Raw genomic sequence first — 23,184 nt, forward strand, 5'->3', positions numbered from 1 at the left:
CACGCGGAACGTCGGCGGGTGGTCCCTGAGCGGGATGACGCACCCGCTAGGCAACGCGACCTAGCCGCCGAAACCGGCGGAGCGATCAGCCTGGACACCCTCCGGGACTTCATGACGCGGCAAGGACTGCCACCCGAAGACCGAGAAGAACGCTGAGGACGACCCCCGGCCGATCGTGGCTGGGGGTCTTCTCGTTCCGGGGTGCAAACAATGCACCCTCGGGCTGACCTGGCTTTTTCCCACCTCCGGGAAGAAGTCAAGGGGTACCTCAATTGCAGGGACCCCGGGGGCCAAAGAACGTCCCCCCGGGCTGACCAGGCTTTTCACGGTCAACCGTGAAAAGGGTCTAGCTACTGTCGATACCCCCGGCGGTGACCAGCGGAAACGTTGTCACCCCGGATCAGGGTTAGTAGCCTTCCAACCCTCTAGCACGCTGTCGGGGATAGGTTCTTTGGTCCCGTCCCGGTGTACGAAGTACGCCCCTTGATCCCCGGGGTCGGTCCAGGCTGGCAACGCCTCCCGGATCTCCTTGGGCTTCCCGATCGACATCAACACGAACGGCTCAGCTATCGCGAGAGCCTTGATACCGGTCTTGTGGATCAGCTCCCGCCGCTGGTCGGTGTCCATCCGGTCCCACGCTTCCCGGTACGTCTCGCCGGTCGGATGCTGCTCCCAGTGCCCAGCCGTCGACGGGAGCGCCTCTAGTTCTCTCCGGCGGTCGGTCAGGTTCTTCAGCCGCTCTAGGTAGCCGTCTTCGTCATCGTCGTAGAGCCCTGCGTCTGCCTCGGACCGAACACGAGCGATAGCCCGCTGGACTTGTTCTAGCTCGGCTGCTGTGTCCGTTCCGGGAATCCAGACAGAATCGGTAACTTCGGTATGCCCGATCCTGCCTAAGAAGTCGTTCGTAAACGCTTCTTCGAGGTCGTCCGCCGTAATCGACTTCATGCTACACCCGGAGGTTGTCACCCGCCTCCGGCAACGCCAATACCGGTAAACCGTCCCTTTCCGGTCTTTGCGGTACTGCATGTTCAGGTACAGCGGGACTAGTTCGCCTTCACCGGTCTCTTTCTCGGTTCGGGTGTAGCACTCGCCGCAGTAGACGACATGCAACAACAGCCCTTGCGGGTGGCTTCGTCGGTTAGGGATCTTGCGACTAGCGAGAGCGGCGTTAGCCGTGCGGTACAAGTCGTCGGAGACCAACGGTTCGCCGAATTGCATCGGCATACCGTCCTCACGAAGGACTAGTTTCCCGTGGTGCTTCTTCTGCCCGAGAACAGCGGTACCTTGAACGATGCGTTTTACGGTAATCCCGCTCCATTGCTTCGCGTGGCTCCGGCCAGGCTTCACACCTCGTTCGTTCAGGTCTCGGACGATCTTGTTCACAGCCCAGTTATCAGCGACTCGCTCGAAGATCTCCCGGACGATCTCGGCTTGCTCCGGGTCGACTTCTAGCCGGTATCCGTCACCGTCGGTCGCCTTGACCGATCGATACCCGTACGGGGTCGCTCCGCCGTGCCAGCGTCCTAGTTCAACCAGCTTCGCCCGGCTGGCCTTCGTGCGGGCCTTGATCGCTTCTAGCTCGCCTTCGGCGACACCGGCGAGGACCGAAGCGACCATCCGACCGGCCCAGTTGCTGAGGTCGATCGACTCGCGAACCGTGGCGAGAACCTTCTTGTTCTCCTCAGCCCACGCGAACAAGTCGTTCAGGCCGAACAACGTACGCCCGAGACGGTCCAGGGCTGCCGCTACGAGGACATCCCAGCTCTCGGGCTGGGCGAGCCACTGGGACAGCTCCGGAGCGTCCAGCGGGCTCACAGCTCCGGATACGTCTACGTCAATGGCCCAGCCGACTATCTGACCGTGGTGCATCTTCGCCCACGCCTCGATACTCTCGCGCTGCCGTTCGACGCTGGTACTGGTGTCGGTGTCCCGGCTCAGTCGGATACGACCGACGATGCGAAGTTGTGACATGTCGCTACAGTAGTCAACTTGACACGTCGGCGGAGTCGAAGGTAGTCACGCCGGCGTCCAGGGCCGCCTTGATGCAGGCGTGCGCCTGGTCCTCCTCCACCTGAGAACCGTGCGTGAGCCAGTTGCCGTACGAGATCTCACTGACCGAGAGGCCGCTGCGGCCGAGACGTCGAAATTCCATGTGTCCCACCCTAGTCCGGTTTGTTCGCATGGCTAACGAACCGGAGCAGGGTGTGCGGCGCAGGGGGTTACGGGACCGGGTCGCCCGCCTTGAGTCGCGGCTTCGGCACCCGCAGCCGGCGCAGCTGGCTGGCGCGGACGAACGCGTACCAGCCAAGCGAGGCACCGCGGATGTGCTCGTTCGGGAAGCGCTCACGGGCCGCGTTCGCGACCCGCCGGCCGTTCAGGAAGCCCTCGGCGAGCATGCCCAGCAGGAAGATCGTCGTCACCATCGTGGCGTACTGCTGGATCTCCACCACGGGGATGAGCAGCGAGAAGAACACGAGAACGGCCAGCGGCATGAACAGCCCGAGCACGTTGCGGCGGGAGTCGATCATGTCGCGCACGAACGCCTTCACCGGGCCGCGGTCGCGGGGGAGCAGGTACCGCTCGTCGCCCGCCATCATGCGCTCGCGGCGCTCCCTGGCCGCGGCGCGCCGCGCTTCCTTGTCCTCCTTCGTCACCGGATTCTGCTTCTTCAGCTCCCGGTTCCGACGGATGGCCTCGCGCGTGGTCGTCGGAGGCGGTGCCACGGGGCCGCGGCGCTTGCCCTCGGCCTCCGTGCGCTTCGGCGTCGGCCGTCCCTTCGCGGGGGTGTACCCCCGGGGCGTGTGAGATCCGTCGGACTCCTCGACGGTCTCGTCGACGGCGTCCGACTCGGTCTTCTCGGCATTATTACGGCGCAGGAACCTCACACCACCAGGGTATTGCAGTGCTCACTGCCGATGTTCAGCCGGTCGAAACATGTGACACCATGGCGGCGAGGGAACAAGACGGACGTCCTCCGTGTTGGCTCCGATAGAGGCTCCGGGCCCCGCACGAACGTGCGCGTCCTGAGGACTGAGCTGCATAGATGTGAGGAGTGCCATGACCACCGCTGAGCAGACCGGCAACACCGCAGCCGAAGAGGCCACCCACGGCGTCGTCCTGACCGAGTCGGCCGCGTCGAAGGCGAAGGCGCTGCTCGACCAGGAGGGTCGCGACGACATGCACCTGCGCATCGCGGTGCAGCCGGGTGGCTGCGCGGGCCTGCGCTATCAGCTGTTCTTCGACGAGCGCGAGCTCGACGGCGACCTGTTCCGCGACTTCAACGGTCTGCGCGTGGCCGTCGACCGCATGAGCGCACCGTACGTCGAGGGCGCCCAGATCGACTTCGTCGACAGCATCGAGAAGCAGGGCTTCACGATCGACAACCCCAACGCGGGCGGCTCCTGCGCCTGCGGCGACTCGTTCCACTGAGTCGAGGCTGAGTCGAAGCCGCGCAAGGCGGAAACGACACGAGCGCCGGCCCATCCGGGTCGCGCTCGTTGCATGTTCACCGACGGCAGCTTGGGCGGCCGGTCGGTATCGAAGGGGCCGCGATCGCCGTTGATCGCGGCCGCCTCAGAGCTTGCCTGGTGTCACACGTAGGCGTCCAGTTCCGCAACCTGAGCGTGACATGCTTCGTCGACCTCCCACGGCTCCGCCTCCGGGTGCGGATGCTGGCCCGGAACGTGCGGACGCGGAATGTCGCGACAATCGGAGATGAGCTCGTCCATCGATTCGGGCTCGGGCGTGCGTTCGGTGCTGTTCACCAGGCCGAACGTAGGGACCACCGGCCGCCGCCGACAGCCCTACCAGTGGGTAGTCGTGCCTTACCGCTCGGTAGTCGCCCGGCGGGGTGAGCGCACGTCGGCTCCGCACCGGCGCCGGGTCGGAACACTGCCGATTCCGAACGGTGCCGATTCAGAACAGCGACGCCTGGGTCTGGGAGAAGAAGGCGTTGTCGACGGCGATGATCGCGGCCAGGATCAGCGTGCCCATCGGCTCACGCGTGGGGAACGGCCGCGTGATGATGTAGGCGTCCTCGCGGCTGAACATCGGCGGTTTGCGCTGACACTCGATCACCTGCCGCCCGCCGGCGTCGGTGAAGTTGAGGACGTTGTTGCGCAGCCCCGCGAGCTTGAGCTGCCCGATCCGCGCGTTGTGCGCGTACAGGCCCATCGTGATGCGTCCGACGAGCTTCTCCGACTCGACGTGCCCCAGCGGCGCCCCGTTCGGCAGCGTGACGTCGAACCGCGGCTTGGCGGCGGACTGCAGTCGCAGGGCCCGCGCCACGTGGAAGTACGGCGTACCGCCCGCGTCGACGAGCTCGAAGTGCTGGGACAGTCCCGCGCCGCCGCCGTCGTCGCCGAACGTGCGTACGTGCTTCGACTCGTCCGGATCCACCTGGGCGACCGCGCCGATGGGGTTGCCCTCGCCGTCGGTGATCGCATAGGTCGCCTTGCCGAGCATGCCGACGAAGAAGCGCTTGTCCTGCACGATGCTGACGCTCGGCGCCCCGTACACCGGCCCCGCGCCCACCTGGGCCATCGGACGTTGCGGAGACCCGTCGGCCTGTTGCGGCACGAGACCGCCCTGCACCGGTTGCGGGCCCGCGGGCTGCGGAACCTGCTGCGGGGGCGGCGCCTGCGGGGTCGGGGCCGGCGGCGCGGCGGGTGCGGGGGTTGCGCGTGCTGGGGAGGCGCCTGTGGGGCGGCGGGCCGGGTGTGCGGCGTCCAGCGGTACCCGTCCCACCACCGGACGTACTGCGGATTGACCTGGTCGGGATACCAGCCCGGTGCCGGCTGCGTCATGCCACGGAGTCTAGGTGCTCACAGGCCCGGTGCCAGCCGGAAAGAACCCGAAACCACCGGAACGCACAACCACCGGAACGAGAAGCGGGCCTGCGCGGAATGATCCGCGCAGGCCCGCTCGTCGGGGAGACCTCAGAGGTAGACCGGGTACTGGGGCTCGGGCACCTCGGGCTTGATGCGGTTCTCGATGAAGATGCCGTGCCAGACCATGAACACCAGCAGGGCCCACAGCCGGCGGCTGTGGTCGAGCGTGCCGGCCCGGTGCTCGTCGAGCATCGCGCGCACCGCGGCCTTGTCGAGCAGGTGACCGGTCTGCGAGTCGGCGATGATGCCGCGCGCCCACTCGTACATCTCGTCGCGCAACCACACCCGGATCGGCACGGGGAAACCGAGCTTGCGCCGGTTCAGCACGTGCTGGGGGACGATCCCGTCGAGGGCCCGGCGGAGCGCGAACTTGGTCGTCTCCTTGGTGATCTTCTGGTCGAGCGGGATGCCGGAGGCCACGCGGAACACCTCGGAGTCGAGGAACGGCACGCGCAGCTCGAGCGAGTTGGCCATGGTGACCTTGTCGGCCTTGACGAGGATGTCGCCACGCAGCCACGTGAACAGGTCGACGTGCTGCATCCGCGACACCGGGTCCCAGCCACGGGACAGGTCGTACCAGGGGCGCGTGACGTCCTGGTGGCCCACACCCTCGGTGAACACCGGCAGCACCTCGCGCAACTGGTCGTCGCGGAACAGGCGCGCGTTGCCGTAGTAGCGCTCCTCCAGCGGCAGCGACCCGCGGCGCAGCAGGTCCTTGCCGCGCTTGCCCTCCGGGATGACGTTCGACACCTTCCCGGCCAGCCTGCGCAGCGCGCCGGGCATCTTCTCGAACGGCGCGAGCGACAGCGGCTCGCGGTAGATCGTGTACCCGCCGAACAGCTCGTCCGAGCCCTCGCCGGACAGGACGACCTTCACGTGCTTACGCGCCTCGCGCGCGATGAACCACAGCGGCACCAGCGCCGGGTCGGCGACCGGGTCGTCGAGGTACCAGACGATCAGCGGCAGCGTCTCCATCATCTCCTCGGCGGAGACGGTGCGCACGACGTGCTTCACACCGATCGCGGCGGCCGACTCGGCCGCGACGTCCACCTCGGAGTAGCCTCACGCTCGAAGCCGGTCGTGAAGGTGATCAGGTTCGGGTTGTGCTCCTTGGCCAGCGCGGCGATGGCCGTCGAGTCGATGCCGCCGGACAGGAACGCGCCGACGGTGACGTCCGCGCGCATGTGCTTGGCCACGGAGTCGCGCATCACCTCGGCGACCTCCTCGTGCAGCGTCGCCGTCTGCGCGGGTCCCGACACCTCCTTGGTGCGGAACTCGGGGGAGAAGTAGCGCTCGGTCTTCAACTCCCCGCCGGGGGCGACGGTGAACGAGGTTCCGGACTCGATGCGGCGCACGTTCCGGTGCAGCGACTCGGGCTCGGGCACGTACTGCAGCAGCAGGTAGTGCTGCAGCGCGGTGCGGTCCAGCTCGTCGGACAGTCCGAGGGTCTCCGACAGCTCGAGCAGGCTCTTCTTCTCGCTCGCCAACGCCACGCCGTTCGGCCCGGACGAGACGAACAGCGGCTTGATGCCGAACGGGTCGCGCGCGCCGAAGACGACCTTGGCCTCCGAGTCCCAGATGAGGAACGCGAACATGCCGCGCAGTCGCCCGACCGCGGCCGGCCCGAGGTGGTGGTAGGCCGCGACGATCGCCTCGGTGTCGCCCTCTGTGGTGAACGTCGCACCGTGCTCGTCGGCGAGCTGGGCGCGCAGCTCGAGGTAGTTGTAGATCTCGCCGTTGAAGTTGATGGTGTACCGGGTCGGATTCTCCGGCGGACCCCAGGTCAGCGGCTGATGCGAGTTGTCGACGTCGATGATCGCCAGCCGGTTGAACCCGAAGACGACCTCGCTCTCGGCCCACGTGTCCGTCTCGTCGGGCCCGCGGTGGCGTTGGCAGCGCAGTGCCTGGCCCACGGCGGGCCGTGCCTTCGCCGCGTCGTCTTCACTGGGACACACCAGTCCAAGCAGGCCGCACACGCGTCTTCACACACCCTTTTCGCTCATCGTGCTCGCTGATCGAACCCCGGCGCGCCCGGTGGTCCGTCCCTGCGTACGGGCCGATACGGACCGCCCGCGGAGGTGATTCAGCGCTGGAGTGGCCAGTATGCCCGGCATGTGTGCCGGGTTACGGCAGCGGGGGCAGGGATACCCCTTGGACGCCGATCCGGTTCAGCTCGGCTAAAGTCCCCCTACGTCACGTAGTGATCGGGCGAGGAGGCATCGCGCAGTGGGCGTTCCAGAACGCACCCGGAACTCAGGCCGGGGCAAGGTCGCCAAGGTGACCGTGCTCGCCGGACTCGTCGCCGTATTGGCGACCGGATGTTCCGGCGAGGAGGTCCTGCGGTTCGGGTGGCCGGACGGGGTGACTCCCGAAGCGACGCCATGCGGACCTTCTGGACCTGGTCGGTCGTCGCAGCATTGATCGTCGGCGTCATCGTGTGGGCGCTGATGTTCTGGACGATGATCTTCCACCGGAAGAAGAAGACGGCCGAGGGCGAGCCGGAGGAACTGCCGCGGCAGTTCCAGTACAACGTGCCGCTCGAGCTCTTCTGCGTCGTCGTGCCCGTGATCATGGTGTGTGTCCTGTTCTTCTTCACGGTCACCACCGAGAACCAGGTGCTGGCGAACGAGGACGACCCGGATGTGACGGTCGACGTCATCGGCTTCCAGTGGAACTGGGAGTTCGCCTACCCGGAGGAGCCGGAGACCGCGGACGGTCAGACGATCTCGACGGTCGGCAGCTCGGCGGAGATCCCGATCCTCGTCCTGCCGACGGATCGGAAGATCCAGTACAACCTGCGGGCGACCGACGTCATCCACTCGTTCTGGGTTCCGGAGTTCAACTTCAAGCGGGACGTCATGCCGTTCCCGGAGAACAACAACCAGAACAACGTCTTCCAGAACACCATCGATCGTGAGGGTGCGTTCGTCGGCCGCTGCGCCGAGCTCTGCGGCACCTACCACGCGATGATGAACTTCGAGGTGCGGGCGTTGTCGCCGGACAAGTACGACCGGTACATCGAGCTGCGCACCGAGACGAACCAGGAGACGGGTCGGACGAACACGACTGCGGAGGCCCTGGCGCAGCTGCAGAACGAGGGCTGCGACTCCGAGCTCTGCAGCCCGACCGCGACGACGACCCAGCCGTTCGCGACCGACCGCACCCTGCGGACCGCGACGGGCTGATCCACGAAGCGGCGCGGCCGGATCCCGGCCGCGCCGCCTTCGGCGGGATCGACCGACCCATCGGACCACCTGAAGAAACCAGACCACTCAGTACTCTGATCACGAACGCTGAGCTAGTAGTAAGGACACAGGGCACATGAAGGACGAAGCCAGGCTTTTCGACATCGTCATGGTCTTCGCGTTCTTCACGGCGGTCGTCTACGGCGTGATGACGGGTGTCATGACCGACGACGGGGTGGAGCCGGTCGGCACCGTCTCGCTGATCCTGACCGGTGGTCTGACCCTCATGGTCGGCAGCTACATCCGCTTCATCGGCCGCCGTATCCCGGCCCGGCCGGAGGACAACGACGAGGCCGAGGTCAGCGACGGCGCGGGCGAGCTCGGCTTCTTCAGCGCGGGCAGCTACTGGCCGGTGGGCCTGGCCGCCTTCTGCGCCCTGGCCGGTGCGGCCATGGCGTTCTGGCAGGTCTGGCTGCTGGTCTTCGCCGTGATCGGCATCCTGATCACCATCGGCGGCCTGGTGTTCGAGTACCACACGGGCCCGAACGCGCACTGAGCCGCAGCTCGACGAACCAGGAGGCCCGCCCCGATGTTCGGGGCGGGCCTCCTCTTTTCGTGTCTCTCCTGTTGTGTGCCGCCGGGGCTCGGGCGGGTCAGCTCTCGGACGACACGGTCGCCGAGAAGTCGATCCACCGCTGCAGCAGTTCGGCCGCCGCGCCCGAGTCGACGGCCTCGGCCACGCGCGCGAGTTGCGTGCGCAGCTCCGCGGTGAGATCCCCGCTGTCGGCGAAGCCGGGGAAGCCCTCGTACGCGGCCAGGGCGCCCGCGGCGTTGAGCAGGACCGCATCCCGCACCGGGCCCGATTTGCCGCTGACGAGCTCCTGGACGACCTTGGCGTTCACCTCGGGTGAACCACCCTTGAGATCGGCCTCGGTGCTCAGAGGGACGTCCAGGGCCCGCGGATCGATCATGGTCTCGTGGATCCGGCCACCGCTGATCACCCACGCCGTCGTCGTGGTCGTGTTGGTGATCTCGTCGAGCCCGTCGTCGCCGCGCACCAGCAGCACGTCGTGGCCCCGCTGGGCGAACACCTCGGCCAGCACCCGCGTCTTGTCGGCGTAGGCGCAGCCGATGAGGCTCGCCGACGGCTGCGCCGGATTGCTCAACGGGCCGAGCATGTTGAACGTCGTCGGCACGCCCAGTTCCCTGCGCGTCGCGCCCGCGTACCGCAACGCGGGGTGGAAGGCGGGCGCGAAGCAGAACCCGATGCCGACCTCGCGAATGCAACGGAGCACATCCGCCGCGGACATGGTGATCGCCACACCCAGCGTTTCCAGTACGTCCGCCGCGCCCGATTTGGACGATGCCGCCCGACTTCCGTGCTTGACGACCGGAGCCCCCGCCGCCGCCGCGACCAGCGACGACATGGTCGAGATGTTCACCGAACCCGACCGGTCACCACCGGTCCCGACGATGTCGACGGCGCGGAAATCGATGTCAAGGGTGCGTGCGTGCGTGAGCATGGCGTACGCCATACCCGCGATCTCGGCGGGCGTTTCGCCCTTGGCCCGCAGTCCGACGGCGAACCCGCCGATCTGCGACGGGCTCGCGGCGTCGGACATGATCTGGTCCATCGCCCAGGCCGTCTCCGATTCGGAGAGGTCGGCGCGCTCGATGAGCCTGCTCAGGACGGTGGGCCAGGTCGGTTCGTCGGTCATGTGAGTGAGATCAACCCTGTACTGGTGTGAGGTGCTGCTTGCGCAGCACCTCGGCGATGGTTTCGGCCGAGGTGAGGGGGTCGAGCGGGTGCACGAGCACGGCGTCCGCCTGCGACCAGGTGGCGAGCCAACGGTCGTCGGCACGCCGGACGGCGACCGCGATCGGCGGGCACGGCTCGATCTCGTTCTTGAGCTGCCTGCACAGGCCGATACCGCCCGTGGGCTGGGCCTCTCCGTCGAGAATGGCCAGGTCGACGGCGCCGGAGTCCATCTCGGCGAGCACGTCGCCGATGCCCTCGGTGTCGCCGTACTCGACGTACGTCACCGTGCCCACGTCCGGCGCCGGCCTGCGGCCGATCGCGGTCATGATCGCGTCCCGAACCTCGGGTCGGTGGCTGAACACGAGGATCCGCCTCGCCTGGTCGGTCATGTTGCCGTCCTCCATGTCACCGGTTCGCGGAGCCTCGTCGCTGCCGCGGGTCGATCTTAACCGTCCCGACCAGGATCAACCCAGGCGATCTCGAGGCTTCCACGACTCTCCGTAGGACCCGGCCTGCACAGCCCGGAAGCGAACAGACATAATGCGACTCGTGACAACGGCAGCTCCCAACATCAGCCAGCGAGTGCACTCGCTGAACCGGCCGAACATGGTCAGCGTCGGGACCATCGTCTGGCTGTCCAGCGAGCTCATGTTCTTCGCCGGGCTGTTCGCGATGTTCTTCACGGTCAAGGCACAGAACGACACCGGGCACTGGCCACCGGTGAACGAAGCCACTGGCGAGCTGATCCATTTGGATATCGCCTATGCGCTGCCGTTCACCGCCATCCTGGTCGCGTCCTCGTTCACCTGTCAGATGGGCGTGTTCGCCGCCGAGCGCGGTGACGTGTTCGGCCTGCGCCGCTGGTACCTGATCACCCTGGCCATGGGCACGGTGTTCACGCTCGGACAGGCCGGCGAGTACATCCAGTTGTTCAGCGAGGGCGTCACGATGCCCTCCGGTGCCTACGCCACCGTCTTCTTCATGACGACCGGCTTCCACGGACTGCACGTCATCGGTGGTCTCGTCGCGTTCGTCTACCTGCTCATCAGGACGAAGCTGAGTAAGTTCACCCCGGCGCAGGCCACCTCGGCCATCGTCGTGTCGTACTACTGGCACTTCGTCGACGTCGTGTGGATCGGCCTGTTCGCGGTGATCTACCTCGTTCCTTGACGCACTGACCACTGTGATCCGTTCTCCCAAGTACGGCCGAACTGACAGCAAGGGTTGCCGCAGAAGATGACCTTCACGAAGAAGCCCGCCACGGCGGGAGACCGGCGAGCGCGCCGCCGCTCGAAGTTCCGTAAGCGTGTCGCCGGATTCGCCGCACTGGCGATGGCGCTGATCGGGGCCGGCGGGCTCTATGCCGTGTTCGCCCCCGAGCCGCAGACCGCCGAGGCGGCGGTCGACCCGGCTCTGCTGCGCAAGGGCGAGCAGATCTACAACAACACCTGCATCTCGTGCCACGGCGCGAACCTCGAAGGTGTGCAGGACAAGGGGCCGGCCCTGGTCGGGGTCGGCGAGGCCTCGGTGTACTTCCAGGTCTCCAGCGGCCGGATGCCGATGGTGCGCCAGGAAGCCCAGGCTTCGCGCAAGCCGACCAAGTACACCCCCGAGGAGATCGACGCGCTGGGCGCCTACATCCAGGCCCACGGCGGCGGTCCGGAGACGCCGAGCGAGCGTGGGGAGCAGCTGCACGGCCAGAACCCCGCGCGCGGCGGCGAACTGTTCCGCCTCAACTGTGCTTCGTGTCACAACTTCACCGGTCAGGGCGGCGCGCTCTCGTCCGGCAAGTACGCGCCCGAGCTCGCCCCGGCGAGCGAGGAAGAGATTTACACCGCGATGCAGAGCGGTCCGCAGAACATGCCGAAGTTCTCGGACCGGCAGCTGAGTCCCGAGGAGAAGCGGGACATCGTCGCCTATGTGAAGTCGGTCAACGACGGCAACAACCAGCCGGGCGGTAACCCGCTGGGTGGTCTCGGGCCGGCTTCCGAAGGTGTCATCGCGTGGTTCGTGGGTATCGGCGCTCTGATCGGCGCCACCCTGTGGATTGGATCGAGGGCATAGGCATGAGTGGCAACGAGCCAGGACCCCGTCCTTCGGACGAGGAACTCGCGGCGATGAGCCGTGACGACCTCGTCAAGCTGGGTGGCCAGCTGGACGGTGTCGAGATTGTCGACTATCCGGACCCGTTCCCGGTCGAGGGAACCAAGGCCGAGAAGCGCGCCGAGCGCGCCGTCGCGGCGTGGTTCCTGCTGTCCGCGATCACCGGACTGGCGTTCGTCGTGGCGCTCATCTGGTGGCCGTGGGAGTACGTGCCGTGGACCGACGAGTCCGGCCACTTCTGGTACAGCCTGTACACACCGGTGCTCGGGATCACCATGGGTGTCTCGATCCTGAGCCTGTCGATCGGTGTGCTGCTGTTCGCGAAGAAGTTCATCCCGGCCGAGACGTCCATCCAGCAGCGCAGCGACAACCTCGGACAGGGGTCGGCCGAGCTCGACCGCAAGACGATCGTCGCGCACCTGCAGGACGCCGGTGAGCGTTCGGGCATCGCCCGTCGCTCGATGATCAAGCGCACCGCCGGTCTCGGTGTGGGTGCGCTGGGTCTGGGCACCGTCGCGCTGCCGCTGGCGTCCTTCATCAAGGACCCGCACGCAGAGGCCGACAACAAGCACGGCCTCATCCACACGGGCTGGAAGCCCGAGCACGAGGGCGAGATCGTGTACCTGCGGCGCAGCACCGGCGACACCAACGAGGTCTCCCTGGTGCGTCCGGAGGAGCTCGACGCGGGTGGCATGGAGACGGTCTTCCCGTTCCGCGAGTCGGAGCGCGGTGACCACGAGGCGCTGCTGCACGCGATCCGCCGTGCGGACAACCCGGTCATGCTGATCCGCCTGCGCCCCGACGACGCCGCCAGGGCGGTCAAGCGTCAGGGCCAGGAGGACTTCAACTACGGCGACTTCTTCGCGTTCACGAAGATCTGCAGCCACGTCGGCTGCCCCACGTCGCTGTACGAGCAGCAGACCAACCGCATCCTGTGCCCGTGCCACCAGTCGCAGTTCGACGCGCTCCAGTACGGCAAGCCGGTCTTCGGCCCGGCGACCCGTGCGCTGGCGCAGCTGCCCATCACGGTGCACACCGATGGATACCTCATCGCCCGGCACGACTTCATCGAGCCGATCGGGCCCGGTTTCTGGGAGCGCAAGTCATGAGCTCACTGACGACACCGACCAAGGGGTCCAGCGCTCTCGCCCGGCACGCGGCCGAGGCGGGCAACAACGCCGATCAGCGGTACGTGCTGTCCAAGGGCCTTCGGCACCAGCTGAACAAGGTCTTCCCGACGCACTGGTCGTTCCTGCTCGGCGAGATCGCGCTGTACAGCTTCATCATCGTCATCCTGTCGGGCGTCTACCTGACCCTGTTCTTCGATCCGTCGATGACCGAGATCATCTACGACGGGCCGTACGAGAACCTGCAGGGCATCGAGATGACCCGCGCGATGGCGAGCACCCTCGAGATCTCGTTCGAGGTCCGGGGTGGACTGTTCGTCCGACAGGTGCACCACTGGTCGGCGCTGATCTTCGTGGCCGCCATGGCCGTGCACATGATGCGCGTGTTCTTCACCGGTGCGTTCCGGCGCCCACGTGAGGCCAACTGGGTCATCGGTGCACTGCTGCTGATCCTGGGTGCGTTCGAGGGCTTCTTCGGCTACTCGCTGCCGGACGACCTGCTCTCCGGTACCGGTATCCGCGCGACGCTGTCCGGTATCACGCTGTCGGTGCCGGTGATCGGCACCTGGGCGCACTGGGCGCTGTTCGACGGGGAGTTCCCGGGAACGGCGATCGTGCCGCGGATGTACACGCTGCACATCCTGATCATTCCGGGCATCATGCTCGCGCTGGTGGCCATCCACCTGGCGCTCGTGTGGTACCAGAAGCACACGCAGTTCCCGGGCGCGAAGCGCAAGGAGACCAACGTCGTCGGCGTTCGGATCATGCCGCTGTTCGCCGTGAAGGCCGGCGCCTTCTTCGCCGTTGTCACGGGCTTCATCGCGCTGATGTCCGGTCTGTTCCAGATCAACGCGGTCTGGCATATCGGCCCGTACAACCCATCACAGGTCTCGGCGGGTTCCCAACCGGACTGGTACATGGCATGGGCCGACGGCATCCTACGAATCTGGCCCGCGTGGGAGCTGTACATCGGCGACTACACGATTCCGCCGGTGTTCTTCGCCGGTGCCGGCGGTATGGGCCTGATGTTCACCCTGCTCATCGCGTATCCGTTCATCGAACGGAAGTTGTCCAAGGACACTGCGCACCACAACCTGCTGCAGCGTCCCAGGGACGCACCGGTACGCACGAGCATCGGCGTCATGGCGCTGACGTTCTTCATGGTGCTGGAGATGTCCGGCTTCAACGACATCTTCGCGTTCGCCTTCGACGTCTCGCTGAACGCGACGACGTGGATGGGCCGGATAGGCATCCTGGTGTTGCCGGCACTCGCGTACGTCATCACCTATCGGATCTGCATCGGGTTGCAACGGTCCGACAGGGAAGTGCTCGAGCACGGCATCGAGACGGGCATCATCAAGCGCCTGCCGCACGGTGAGTTCATCGAGGTCCACCAGCCGCTCGGCCCGGTGGACGACCACGGTCACCCGCTGCCGCTGGACTACCAGGCGCCGCGGTGCCGAAGAAGATGAACAAGCTCGGTTCGGCCGGTAAGCCGGTCGCCGGTGGCTGGTGGTCGCCGGACCCGGCGGACGAGACGGCCGCGCTCGAGGAGGCACACGCCGAGCAGCACGCACGCCAGCACGAGGCTGTGGAGTCGGCCGAGGCGGTCGAGTCCGCCGAGGACACCACGTCCACGGACAGCACGGCGGACGGCACCCAGGCGATCGACTCCGACTCGGGTGAGTCGGACGACTCGAGCGGTGGTTCGACGCCGCGCGCCTGATGCGACGCAACTGAACACAGGAGGAGCCCCGGCCATTCGGCCGGGGCTCCTCCTTTTTGCGTGGACCTGTGAGTGGGCCGCCGGCCGGAATCGCAGGCGGCCCCGGTTGCTCGCTCAGGCCGATTCGATGCCGATCTCGAAGGCCGAGTCGGTGTCGGCGCTCGAGTACGAGCGGAACGCGATGTGGGTGTCGGTGTGCACCACGCCGTCGACCTTGCTGATCTTGGCCGGGATGAGCGCGGCCAGGTCCTCGTGCGAAGCCACGCGCACCCGCGCGATGAGGTCGACGTCGCCGGCGCACGAGTAGACCTCGGACACGCCCTCGATGTCGGCGATCTCCTGTGCCGTTTCGGGAATCCGGTCGGCGGCTGCGCTGATGAGGACGATCGCGGTGATCACACTGGCCTCCTGGGGGAACGTACGGTCATGCCGCGATCCTAAGCCCCCCGCGCCGCCGCCGTGGTTCGTCTCACGTGACGTTCTCGAGGGTCGCGGCGGTGGCGACCTTGTCGAGCCACGGACCCCAGCCGCCGGCGCCGGCGGCGGGTTCGCACCACGGTGCGGTGGTGCGGACCAGTCGGGTACCGGGTGTGGTGAGCCAGCGCAGCAGCAGTGCGGTCTCCTCGGCGGGGGCGCCGCGCAGCGGCCCGGGGGAGGGCAGCACGGTCTCGGCCGAGGCGACGAGTGCGTCGACGACCGGCATGGGCGGCGTCCCGCGCCGCGCGGTGCCTGCGGAGGCGAGGCGGCCGTGCCGGATAACGGCGAACTCCCAGCCGCCGTGGCCGTCCGGGGCCGCCCCGATGAGCTGTTCGATGCTCGCGAGTGCGGCGAGCCGGTGCGCCTTGCCGACGCCGCGCAGGAGCGTGACGAGTTCGTCGCGGCGGCGGGCGGCCTGTTCGAAGTGCCCGCCCGCGGCGAGCTGCTCGATGTGCGAACGCGCGGACCACAATGGAGTGTCACCGGTCCCGGCGACGAGGTCGCGCGCGGCGCGGACGGACGGGGCGTACTCGTCGACGCTCTGTCGGCCCGCGCAGGGCGCTCCGCAGCGCCCGAGTTCGGCCAGCACGCACGGCCGGCCCTGCGGGTCGCGAGCCGGGATGCGCTGGGTGCAGGTGCGCAGTCCGGCGGCCCCGGCGAGGGTGTCGGCGGCCGTTCTCGCCCTGGCCTGCGAGCCGAAGGGGCCGAGCGCGCCGTCGCGTTCGGAGCGGACCACCGACAGCCGCGGGAACGGTTCGTCGGTGAGCACCACCCACCATGCGGTGTGCGGGTTCTTCGAACGCCGGTTGTAGGACGGCCGGTGCGCGGCGAGCAGGCGCAGCTCGCGGACCTGGGCCTCGAGGGGGTGGGCGCATTCGATGCCGTCGACCCGTTCGGCGAGGGTGACCATCTCCCGCATCCGGCCGCGCGATTCGGAGCCGGTGAAGTACTGCCGTACGCGCCGCCGGAGGTTGCGTGCGGTGCCGACGTAGAGGACCTCGTCGCCGGGACCGCGGAACAGATACACACCGGGGCGTTCGGGCAGATGGGCGGCGAGGCCGCGTTTGCGTCGTTGGGCGGGGGTGACGTCGGGCAGGTAGTCGAGGAGTTCCTCGAGGGAGTGCACGCCGAGTGGCCCGACACGTTCGAGGAGACCGTGCAGCACGTCGACCGTGGCGTGCGCGTCGGCGAGCGCACGGTGGTTCGGGGTGGTGCGGGCGCCGAACACGCGCGCCAACGCCGACAACCGGTGCGACCGTGTGTCCTGTGTGGACAACACGCGCCGGGACAGTTGCAGGGTGCACACGACGGCGGGTTTCGGCCATGCGTAGCCGTGACCCTCGCACGCGGCGCGCAGGAAGCGGGTGTCGAATCCGGCGTTGTGGGCTACGAGCACGGCCCCGGCCGCGAACTCGAGGAATGCCGGCAGCACCTGCTCGACGGGCGGTGCGGCCTGGACCATCGCCGTGGTGATGCCGGTGAGCTCGACGATCTGCGGCGGGATGGCGCTGCGCGGATCGACGAGCGTGCCGAACTCGCCGATCACCTCGCCGCCGCGGACCTTCACGGCCCCGATCTCGGTGATCCCGTCGGGTCCGGGAGCCGCGCCGGTGGTCTCGACGTCGACGATCACGAAGGTCACGTCGCGCAGCGGGGTACCCAGTTCGTCGAAAGCCAGCTGCATGGCCGCGGAGGGTACTGGCGGGCACCGACAATCCGCGGCCGGCCACCGCCCGTGGCAGCTCGGGCGGTGGCGGCCGCAGGGCCGTGGTGACGGTGGTGGCGGCGACGCCCAGGGTCCACATCCACACCACCGCGTACAGCACACGTTGCAGGAGACCGCCGAGTTCGGCGACGCCGGGAACGACCGGAGCCACGAGCACGGCGGTGAGCGTCGCGATCGAGACCGCCGCGCAGATCCCCGTCCAGCGGGAGAGTCCCGGGCGCGTGTCGCGCAGGTCCGCGCGCAGCATCAGCAGTGCCGGGATGTGCACCACCATGCCCGGCAGGGCGAGGAGCGTGTGGACCAGGAAGTGCGTGTCGGCGGGGAAGAGGCCGGAGGAGGCCATGCTCAGGCCCCACACCACGAGGAGCGCCGCGGCGACCGTCGTCCGGCGGTTGCGGTGAGATCCCGGACGGCCGTCGAAAGGGTGCAGGTACCAGGCCCCGAGCGCGACCACGAGCCCGCTGAGCAGGAACGCCCAGTTCATCGCGTCGTGCCACGGGGAGCAGATCGCGTAGTCGGCCAGGGGATAGGTGCCGGTGCCGCACGCGGTGACGCCGAGGTCGCTCATCGGCTGGGCGAGCGGGTCGTACGCAACCGTCGACGCCGCGATGGCAGGCAGCTCGACCGCGAAGTAGGCGGTGCCGACCGCCCACGCGCCGGTACCGAGGATCAGGCGCGCACCACTGCTGCGGCGGACGGTCACGCTCAGTGCGAGGCATCCGAGCAGCACCGCCACCATCAGCCACGTCGTCATGCCGACCGTCCCTGCCTTCTGCGTACCCGGTGATGGATGTCGGAAATGTGTACTTTAGTCGTATCCGTGTCGTTGGTCGGGTGTTCATACCGGACTCACCGCTGGGTCGTCCACGCTCGACACGATCACCCCAGGAGTCACCGATCGGGTGAACGACGACTGGAGGGTGCACGGATGAGGAGTCTGCGGAGAGCGACGTCGTCGCTGGTACTGGTGGTGAGCATGCTGGCAGCCGGCGTGTTCGGGGCCTCGGCGGTGAGTGCCGCGCCGCCCGACCGTTCCTCGTTGTCGGTGCTCTCGTTCAACATCCACCACGGGGTGGGCATGGACGACGAACTGGACCTCGACCGCATCGCGCGGGTGATCGCGCGCAGCGGCGCCGACGTCGCCGCGCTGCAGGAGGTCGACCGGCACCACTCCGAGCGCAGCGAGTGGCGCGACCAGACGCGGGAGCTGGCAAAACGGCTCGGCTACCACGCCGTGTTCGGCGCCAACATCGACCGCGATCCGCCGGAGGCGGGCAAGCCGCGCGTGCAGTACGGCACGGCGATCCTGTCGCGCTACCCGATCGTGCAGTGGTCGAACACCTACCTGGAGCGTTCGCCCGACCAGGAGCAGCGCGGTCTGCTGCACGCCCAGCTGAACCTGTGCGGCGAGCGCGTGAACGTCTACAACACGCACCTCGCCGCGTCGTCGCAGCCGGACCGTGCGGCGCAGGCGCAGCAGATCTCGGAGCTGGTCGACCAGACGCGCCCGGCGGTGGTCGCCGGTGACATGAACGCCCTGCCCGACGCCCCGGAGCTCGCGCCGCTGCGCGAGACCTTCACGGACGTGTGGCCGGTGGCGGGCAAGGGCCCCGGTGCGACGTTCCCGGCCGACGAGCCCGACCGGCGCATCGACTACATCTACACCGGCGACGACGTGACCCCGACCTTCGCGAAGGTGCTCGCCACCGAACCGGAGGCCTCGGACCACCGCCCCCTCCTGGCCCACCTAACCCTGGACTGACGGCCGCACGAGGACAGCACCATGGCCTCGGGTGCGTTTGAAGAGCACCCGAGGGCCCCATGGTCGCGTTGAACGGGACCGAAGTTCCCTTCGCGCGATCCCGCCGCGGGCCCACCTCACCCCGTGGTGGGATGCCGGGCGGCCGGTGGGGCGGAACCTAAACTGGACGGATGCAACCGTCGTCGCACCGTCCCGAGGAGTCCGGGGACGCTCCCGACCCCGAGGCGTCCGAACCGGACTGGTCGGCGTTGCCGGAGCCGGTGCGGGAACGGCTGGCGGGTCTGGCTGCGGCTGCGCTGGGTGGACTTCCGACGGCGGATCTGCCGCGCCAGTTGCGGCCCGTGGCACGGTTCGCGCCGGCGAAGCGTGCGCGGGCCGGGGCGGCGGCCCTACTGGCCGGATTGCGGGATTCGCCCCGGTTCCGCACCGGGGTCGTCGAGTGGTTGCGGGCACGCCGGCCCGAGGACCTGAAGCTCGATGACGACGATCCGGTGCGCGTGGCCGCGTCGGCGTTGTTGCTCGAGCACGCCGACGCCGGCGAGCGGGTCCGGCTCGCCGCCGAGCGCGCCGAGGAGTCGAACCTGCGGGCCGAACGCGACGCGGCGTCGGCCCGCGCGCACCGCCTGGAGGCCGAGCTCGCCGAGGTGCGGGCCGAGCTGGCGGCAGCCCGCACCGATGTCGACCGCGTCCGTGCCGAGCGTTCGGATCAACTGGACAAGCTGCGCCAACGGTTGCGCGCCCAGGGCATGGAGCTTCGACAGGCCAAGGACGCCGCCGACGAGGCCAGGGCGGAGGCGGAGGCGGCCAGGTCGGGGCGCGGCGACGAGACCGAGCGGTTGGCTGCCGAACTGGCCAGGGAACGCGACCGCGCCGACGCCGAGCGTGCCCGGGCCGAGCGCGCCGTCGCCGATGCCGACACGGCACGGCGCGCCGCACGCGAGGCCCGCGACGCCGACGAGGTGCGGCTCGGTCTGCTGCTGGACACGCTCGGCGGTGCGGTCGACGGTCTGCGCCGGGAGCTGTCGGTGGACGAGACCGGGCGCGGTGCCCGCCCCGCCGACACCGTCGAGGCGGCGACGACGCAACGCGGTGGTGACCGGGTCGCCGACGTCGAGGCGCTCGACCGACTGCCCGCCCTGCCCGCGGTGCACCTGATCGTCGACGGGTACAACGTCACCAAGACCGGCTATCCCGAGCTGCCGCTGGCGGATCAGCGTTCGCGGCTCGTCGGGCAGTTGGGCGCGTTGAAGGCGCGCGTGGGCGGGGAGGTCACGGCCGTGTTCGACGGGGCCGGTGTCACGTCGATCCCCGCGGCCAACCCGCGCGGCGTGCGCGTGTTGTTCTCGGAGCCGGGTGTGCTCGCCGACGACGTGATCCGCGATCTCGTCGCCGCCGAACCCCGTGGACGGCCGCTCGTGGTGGTGACCTCGGACCAGGAGATCGTCACGTCGGTGCGACGGGCGGGGGCGCACGCCGTGCCGTCGTCGGTGCTCGTGATCCGGCTCCGCTGACGCCCCGAATTCGGTGCGCAGTGACCGTTTTGGCGCGCGGACACCTCGTTCGTCCCGCTCTGTCCGTGCCGCGGCGCCTCACCCTCACGGGTACATGAGAATCCCTTCATGTGGCGTTCATGCCGGTCACGGGATCGCCGCAGTACGGTTCGCCGTATGAAGACACGGAAGATGCTTGCCGTCCTGGCCGCTGCCGGCGCGTTCGCCTTCGTCTCGGCGTGCAACGACTCGGAGCCCGCCGAGGACAACGGTGGCGACACGCAGCAGACCACCCAGCAGCAGGACGGCGGTCAGACCGGCCAGAACAACGGCGACGACGACGCCGACGATCAGGACGACGACCGCGACGGCGATGACGACCGCGACGGCGACGACCGCGACGGCGACGACCGCGACGGCGACGACGACCGTGACGGTCAGGACGACGACCGGGACGACCGGGACGACCACGACGACCACGATCACGACGACAACGACGACGACCACGACGACAACTGAGGCTCGGCCTCACCCCGCGCGTGAGCTCGCCGACCCCGCCGCGAGCGGCGAGCTCACGCGCACGACATGGACAGCCCTCCGTCGACGGGCAGGCACACGCCGTTGACGTAGGCGGCCTCGTCGGAGGCCAGGAACAGACTCGCGTGGGCGACGTCCCACGGGGTGCCCATCCGGCCCGTCGGACTCACCGCATTCCTCGTCGCCAGCAGATCCTCGATCGAACCGGCCTGGGACGAGAGCTGGGCCCGTACCAACGGGGTGTCGATGAAGCCCGGAGCCACGGAGTTCGCGCGGATCCCGCGATCGGCGTAGGTGAGTGCGAACGACACGGTCGCCTGATTCACGGCCGCCTTCGCCGACATGTACGCGGGATAGTCGTAGCCGACGTGCCGTAGCGCCGCCAGTGACGACACGTTGACGATCGCCCCCCGACCGCGCTCGAGCATCGACGGCAGCACGTGCTTGCACGCCAGGAACACACCGTCCACATTGAGCGCGAACGCGCGCCGCCACTCGTCCAGACTCAGCTCGACCGGACCGCCCAGCACGGTCACGCCGACGTTGTTGTGCAACACGTCGACCGGGCCGAGCTCGGTGGTCGCCTCCCGCGCGGCGGCCTCGACCTGATCGGAATCGGTGACGTCCGCGGTGATCGCCACCGCGGTGCCGCCGGCCGACCGCACCGCGTCGGCGGTGAGCGCCGCCGCGTCGGACCGGACGTCCACCACCGCGACCCGCGCGCCGTGTCGGGCGTACGTCACCGCGGCGGCCTGCCCGTTGTTGACGCCGTCCGGGGTGCCACCGCCCCCGAAGACCAGCGCCACCTTGCCGGCCAGTCGTGGTGCGTTCATCTGCCATCCCCTTCTGCCTCGTCCTCGAGGTACAGCTCGTACGTCACGGCCACCGGGTTCTCGCCGGGGAGCACCGCGCCGGAGTGGACGTCGCCGTGGCGGTCCACCATCGCGGCGACGAGCGCGACGTCGTCGCCGCGGACCGTGCCGGTCAATGACGTCAGCTCCGTGGCCGGCCAGTCGACCTCGACGATCTCGTCGGAACTCACGCGCAGGCGGGCGCGACGAGGCTGCCGACGCTCGCGCGCACGGTGGCCGAGGCGAAGCCGGCACGCCGGGCGATGGTGGCGACGGCGCCGCAGAGGTCCTCGCCGGGCCGGATCCGTGACATGACCGCGCGCGCCCGACCCGGCGTGCGGCGCGGATGCGGGGTGAACACCGGCATGTCGGTCTCGGGGTCCGTGGCACTGACGAGGTCCACATCGGACAGCAGGCGCACGGTGGCCTCGATCGGGATGTCGCCGACGGTGGTGTCCGGCAGCAGGTGGCCGCCGCGCACCCGCCCGTGTTCGTCGAACCACGTCGCGTGGATGTGGGCGAAGCCGGCCCCGTCGCGCACGCCGACCGTCGCCGAACCGGTGCGCACGAAGCACGGACCAGCGGGTTCGACCGTCTCGCTGAAGTAGGCCGGCCGGTCGGTGCCGATCGCCGGGTACACGTAGCGCAGGATGCCGAACGATCCGTGGGCCAGCTCGACGCTCGCTGCCGTGGCACCGGATTCGGAGGTCAACCGCCACAACGCGTCGGCGATCCGCTCACCGCGCGGCAGCTGGGTCCGGACAACGGTCACGTCGGTCGGCACGGACACGATCCGCTCGGCGTGCCGCGGTCCGGGGTGCCGCAAGGGAACCCCGGGACAGCGCTGCTCGGCCGCGGCCCCGGTCATGACGTCTCCAGACGCTGTTTGATGGTGCGTTTGACAACCTTGCCGTAGCCGGACTTGGGGATGTCGTCCCACCACACGAACCGCTTCGGGATCTTGTACCGGGCCAGGGACTCGCCCAGCCACGACCGCAGCTCGTCGGTGTCGGCGGGTCGCGCGCCGGCGGCGACGCACACGGCCACGCCGACCTCGCCCCAGCGCGGGTCGGGCACGCCCACGACCGCGACCTCGGCGATCGACGGATGCCGCAGCAGGCGCTCCTCGATCTCCCGGGGGTACACATTGGACCCACCGGAGATGAACATGTCGGACGCTCGGCCGGTGACGTAGACGTAGCCCTCGTCGTCGACCATGCCCAGGTCGCCGGTGCGGAACCAGCCGTCGCGGAACGACTCGGCGTTGGCCGCGTCGTTGTCGAGATACCCGGGGAACACCGCAGGCCCGGCGACGCAGATCTCGCCCTGCTGGCCGGGTGACAGTTCGGTGCCGGTGGTGTCCTGGATGCTCACCTGCATCCCGGTGCGGACCCGGCCGCAGGTGCCGAACTCGATGCCCTCCGGCGACGGCCGGCCGTGCTCGTCGGGCGGCAGGACCGTGATGTTGCCGGTGACCTCGCCGAGCCCGTAGTACTGCACCAGCACGTCGCCGAGCACGGCGCGGGCGTGTTCCTGGTCGGCCCGGTACATG

At 68.7% G+C, this 23,184-nt stretch carries 20 protein-coding genes and 5 pseudogenes; 10 read left to right on the forward strand and 15 right to left on the reverse strand.

Annotated elements, in window-relative coordinates; translation table 11 throughout:
- Window positions 1-390: 390 nt before the first annotated feature.
- The 3 genes and pseudogenes from BJF85_RS06590 to BJF85_RS06595 form a co-directional block, all read right to left on the reverse strand.
- On the reverse strand, window positions 391-1,971 hold the full coding sequence (locus BJF85_RS06590) for a recombinase family protein (protein WP_075846193.1): 1,581 nt from the start codon (window positions 1,969-1,971) through the stop codon (window positions 391-393).
- A gap of 22 nt (window positions 1,972-1,993) precedes the next feature.
- Window positions 1,994-2,152: pseudogene (locus BJF85_RS27155) on the reverse strand (aldo/keto reductase); the annotation flags it as partial.
- 67 nt (window positions 2,153-2,219) lie between these two features.
- The gene (locus BJF85_RS06595; RefSeq protein ID WP_075846194.1) at window positions 2,220-2,885 is read right to left on the reverse strand and encodes a DUF3043 domain-containing protein; all 666 of its coding nucleotides are present in this window, start codon (window positions 2,883-2,885) and stop codon (window positions 2,220-2,222) included.
- Window positions 2,886-3,057: 172 nt separating this feature from the next.
- On the opposite strand from BJF85_RS06595, the gene BJF85_RS06600 reads away from it, so the two are divergent.
- Window positions 3,058-3,429 (forward strand): iron-sulfur cluster assembly accessory protein, encoded by a 372-nt coding sequence (locus BJF85_RS06600; RefSeq protein ID WP_075846195.1) that lies wholly within the window; start codon window positions 3,058-3,060, stop codon window positions 3,427-3,429.
- A gap of 161 nt (window positions 3,430-3,590) precedes the next feature.
- Here BJF85_RS06600 and BJF85_RS27880 read toward each other — a convergent pair whose 3' ends face one another.
- From BJF85_RS27880 to asnB, 3 genes and pseudogenes are all read right to left on the reverse strand, one after another.
- Window positions 3,591-3,764, reverse strand: a complete 174-nt coding sequence (locus BJF85_RS27880) for a hypothetical protein (RefSeq protein ID WP_158056809.1) — start codon at window positions 3,762-3,764, stop codon at window positions 3,591-3,593.
- A 309-nt stretch (window positions 3,765-4,073) separates the two neighbouring features.
- Entirely contained in the window at window positions 4,074-4,805 is a 732-nt protein-coding gene (locus tag BJF85_RS27160) for a DUF2510 domain-containing protein (RefSeq protein WP_139320513.1), read from the reverse strand.
- Between the two features lie 132 nt (window positions 4,806-4,937).
- Window positions 4,938-6,865, reverse strand: a pseudogene (gene asnB / locus BJF85_RS06620) (asparagine synthase (glutamine-hydrolyzing)).
- 250 nt (window positions 6,866-7,115) lie between these two features.
- Here asnB and coxB point away from each other — a divergent pair.
- Window positions 7,116-8,074: pseudogene (gene coxB / locus BJF85_RS06625) on the forward strand (cytochrome c oxidase subunit II).
- A gap of 136 nt (window positions 8,075-8,210) precedes the next feature.
- Window positions 8,211-8,630 carry a cytochrome c oxidase subunit 4 gene (locus tag BJF85_RS06630; RefSeq protein ID WP_075846198.1) on the forward strand — a complete coding sequence of 140 codons (420 nt, stop codon included), beginning with the start codon at window positions 8,211-8,213 and terminating at the stop codon, window positions 8,628-8,630.
- Between the two features lie 97 nt (window positions 8,631-8,727).
- On the opposite strand, the gene trpD is transcribed toward BJF85_RS06630, so the two are convergent.
- Window positions 8,728-9,792 (reverse strand): anthranilate phosphoribosyltransferase, encoded by a 1,065-nt coding sequence (gene trpD, locus BJF85_RS06635; RefSeq protein ID WP_075846199.1) that lies wholly within the window; start codon window positions 9,790-9,792, stop codon window positions 8,728-8,730.
- A 10-nt stretch (window positions 9,793-9,802) separates the two neighbouring features.
- Entirely contained in the window at window positions 9,803-10,222 is a 420-nt protein-coding gene (locus tag BJF85_RS06640) for a hypothetical protein (protein WP_075846312.1), read from the reverse strand.
- Between the two features lie 151 nt (window positions 10,223-10,373).
- Here BJF85_RS06640 and BJF85_RS06645 point away from each other — a divergent pair, with 151 nt between their 5' ends.
- The 4 genes and pseudogenes from BJF85_RS06645 to BJF85_RS06660 all read left to right on the forward strand — a co-directional run bounded on the left by BJF85_RS06645 (window position 10,374) and on the right by BJF85_RS06660 (window position 14,789).
- Window positions 10,374-11,003, forward strand: a complete 630-nt coding sequence (locus BJF85_RS06645) for a heme-copper oxidase subunit III (protein ID WP_075846200.1) — start codon at window positions 10,374-10,376, stop codon at window positions 11,001-11,003.
- Window positions 11,004-11,069: 66 nt separating this feature from the next.
- Window positions 11,070-11,897: a cytochrome c gene (locus BJF85_RS06650; protein WP_075846313.1), complete on the forward strand. Its 828-nt coding sequence runs from the start codon at window positions 11,070-11,072 to the stop codon at window positions 11,895-11,897.
- Window positions 11,898-11,899: 2 nt separating this feature from the next.
- Window positions 11,900-13,045 carry a ubiquinol-cytochrome c reductase iron-sulfur subunit gene (locus tag BJF85_RS06655; RefSeq protein WP_075846201.1) on the forward strand — a complete coding sequence of 382 codons (1,146 nt, stop codon included), beginning with the start codon at window positions 11,900-11,902 and terminating at the stop codon, window positions 13,043-13,045.
- Window positions 13,042-14,789, forward strand: a pseudogene (locus tag BJF85_RS06660) (cytochrome bc complex cytochrome b subunit). Before BJF85_RS06655 ends, BJF85_RS06660 begins: the two are co-directional and overlap by 4 nt.
- A 114-nt stretch (window positions 14,790-14,903) precedes the next feature.
- On the opposite strand, the gene BJF85_RS06665 reads toward BJF85_RS06660, so the two are convergent.
- The 3 genes and pseudogenes from BJF85_RS06665 to BJF85_RS31185 form a co-directional block, all read right to left on the reverse strand.
- Window positions 14,904-15,188, reverse strand: a complete 285-nt coding sequence (locus BJF85_RS06665) for an Lrp/AsnC family transcriptional regulator (protein ID WP_075846202.1) — start codon at window positions 15,186-15,188, stop codon at window positions 14,904-14,906.
- Window positions 15,189-15,258: 70 nt separating this feature from the next.
- Entirely contained in the window at window positions 15,259-16,950 is a 1,692-nt protein-coding gene (locus BJF85_RS06670) for a DEDD exonuclease domain-containing protein (RefSeq protein WP_075846203.1), read from the reverse strand.
- Between the two features lie 157 nt (window positions 16,951-17,107).
- Window positions 17,108-17,746 (reverse strand): annotated as a pseudogene (locus BJF85_RS31185) (DUF998 domain-containing protein); the annotation flags it as partial.
- 222 nt (window positions 17,747-17,968) lie between these two features.
- Between BJF85_RS31185 and BJF85_RS06680 the strand changes: the two are divergent.
- The 3 genes from BJF85_RS06680 to BJF85_RS27885 all read left to right on the forward strand — a co-directional run bounded on the left by BJF85_RS06680 (window position 17,969) and on the right by BJF85_RS27885 (window position 20,763).
- Window positions 17,969-18,754, forward strand: a complete 786-nt coding sequence (locus BJF85_RS06680; RefSeq protein WP_139320514.1) for an endonuclease/exonuclease/phosphatase family protein — start codon at window positions 17,969-17,971, stop codon at window positions 18,752-18,754.
- A gap of 170 nt (window positions 18,755-18,924) precedes the next feature.
- A complete protein-coding gene (locus BJF85_RS06685) occupies window positions 18,925-20,265 on the forward strand; it encodes an NYN domain-containing protein (protein ID WP_075846205.1) in 1,341 nt (446 codons plus the stop codon).
- Window positions 20,266-20,421: 156 nt separating this feature from the next.
- Window positions 20,422-20,763, forward strand: a complete 342-nt coding sequence (locus BJF85_RS27885; RefSeq protein WP_158056810.1) for a hypothetical protein — start codon at window positions 20,422-20,424, stop codon at window positions 20,761-20,763.
- Between the two features lie 53 nt (window positions 20,764-20,816).
- On the opposite strand, the gene BJF85_RS06695 is transcribed toward BJF85_RS27885, so the two are convergent.
- Genes BJF85_RS06695 through BJF85_RS29770 form a run of 4 tightly spaced genes read right to left on the reverse strand, consistent with a single transcriptional unit; the run spans window position 20,817 to window position 23,150 of the window.
- Window positions 20,817-21,614 (reverse strand): SDR family NAD(P)-dependent oxidoreductase, encoded by a 798-nt coding sequence (locus BJF85_RS06695; protein ID WP_075846206.1) that lies wholly within the window; start codon window positions 21,612-21,614, stop codon window positions 20,817-20,819.
- A complete protein-coding gene (locus BJF85_RS26465) occupies window positions 21,611-21,823 on the reverse strand; it encodes a hypothetical protein (RefSeq protein WP_083666021.1) in 213 nt (70 codons plus the stop codon). Before BJF85_RS26465 ends, BJF85_RS06695 begins: the two co-directional genes overlap by 4 nt.
- Complete coding sequence (locus BJF85_RS06700; protein WP_083666023.1) at window positions 21,820-22,500, reverse strand: PCC domain-containing protein; 681 nt, start codon at window positions 22,498-22,500, stop codon at window positions 21,820-21,822. Before BJF85_RS06700 ends, BJF85_RS26465 begins: the two co-directional genes overlap by 4 nt.
- On the reverse strand, window positions 22,497-23,150 hold the full coding sequence (locus tag BJF85_RS29770) for an AMP-binding protein (RefSeq protein ID WP_369822104.1): 654 nt from the start codon (window positions 23,148-23,150) through the stop codon (window positions 22,497-22,499). The genes BJF85_RS06700 and BJF85_RS29770 overlap by 4 nt, the downstream gene beginning before the upstream one ends.
- Window positions 23,151-23,184: the final 34 nt, after the last annotated feature.

It is taken from the genome of Saccharomonospora sp. CUA-673 (genome assembly GCF_001942305.1).
GTDB lineage: Bacteria > Actinomycetota > Actinomycetes > Mycobacteriales > Pseudonocardiaceae > Prauserella.

Bases quoted from the DNA above. Each gene is read 5' to 3' on its own strand.
- BJF85_RS06670 (WP_075846203.1), bottom strand. From the start codon at position 16,950: ATGCAGCTGGCTTTCGACGAACTGGGTACCCCGCTGCGCGACGTGACC.
- BJF85_RS06695 (WP_075846206.1), bottom strand. From the start codon at position 21,614: ATGAACGCACCACGACTGGCCGGCAAGGTGGCGCTGGTCTTCGGGGGC.
- BJF85_RS06590 (WP_075846193.1), bottom strand. From the start codon at position 1,971: ATGTCACAACTTCGCATCGTCGGTCGTATCCGACTGAGCCGGGACACC.
- BJF85_RS06655 (WP_075846201.1), top strand. From the start codon at position 11,900: ATGAGTGGCAACGAGCCAGGACCCCGTCCTTCGGACGAGGAACTCGCG.
- BJF85_RS06680 (WP_139320514.1), top strand. From the start codon at position 17,969: ATGCTGGCAGCCGGCGTGTTCGGGGCCTCGGCGGTGAGTGCCGCGCCG.
- BJF85_RS27160 (WP_139320513.1), bottom strand. From the start codon at position 4,805: ATGACGCAGCCGGCACCGGGCTGGTATCCCGACCAGGTCAATCCGCAG.
- BJF85_RS06650 (WP_075846313.1), top strand. From the start codon at position 11,070: ATGACCTTCACGAAGAAGCCCGCCACGGCGGGAGACCGGCGAGCGCGC.
- BJF85_RS06640 (WP_075846312.1), bottom strand. From the start codon at position 10,222: ATGACCGACCAGGCGAGGCGGATCCTCGTGTTCAGCCACCGACCCGAG.
- BJF85_RS06630 (WP_075846198.1), top strand. From the start codon at position 8,211: ATGAAGGACGAAGCCAGGCTTTTCGACATCGTCATGGTCTTCGCGTTC.
- BJF85_RS06600 (WP_075846195.1), top strand. From the start codon at position 3,058: ATGACCACCGCTGAGCAGACCGGCAACACCGCAGCCGAAGAGGCCACC.
- trpD (WP_075846199.1), bottom strand. From the start codon at position 9,792: ATGACCGACGAACCGACCTGGCCCACCGTCCTGAGCAGGCTCATCGAG.
- BJF85_RS06700 (WP_083666023.1), bottom strand. From the start codon at position 22,500: ATGACCGGGGCCGCGGCCGAGCAGCGCTGTCCCGGGGTTCCCTTGCGG.
- BJF85_RS27885 (WP_158056810.1), top strand. From the start codon at position 20,422: ATGAAGACACGGAAGATGCTTGCCGTCCTGGCCGCTGCCGGCGCGTTC.
- BJF85_RS06645 (WP_075846200.1), top strand. From the start codon at position 10,374: ATGCGACTCGTGACAACGGCAGCTCCCAACATCAGCCAGCGAGTGCAC.
- BJF85_RS06685 (WP_075846205.1), top strand. From the start codon at position 18,925: ATGCAACCGTCGTCGCACCGTCCCGAGGAGTCCGGGGACGCTCCCGAC.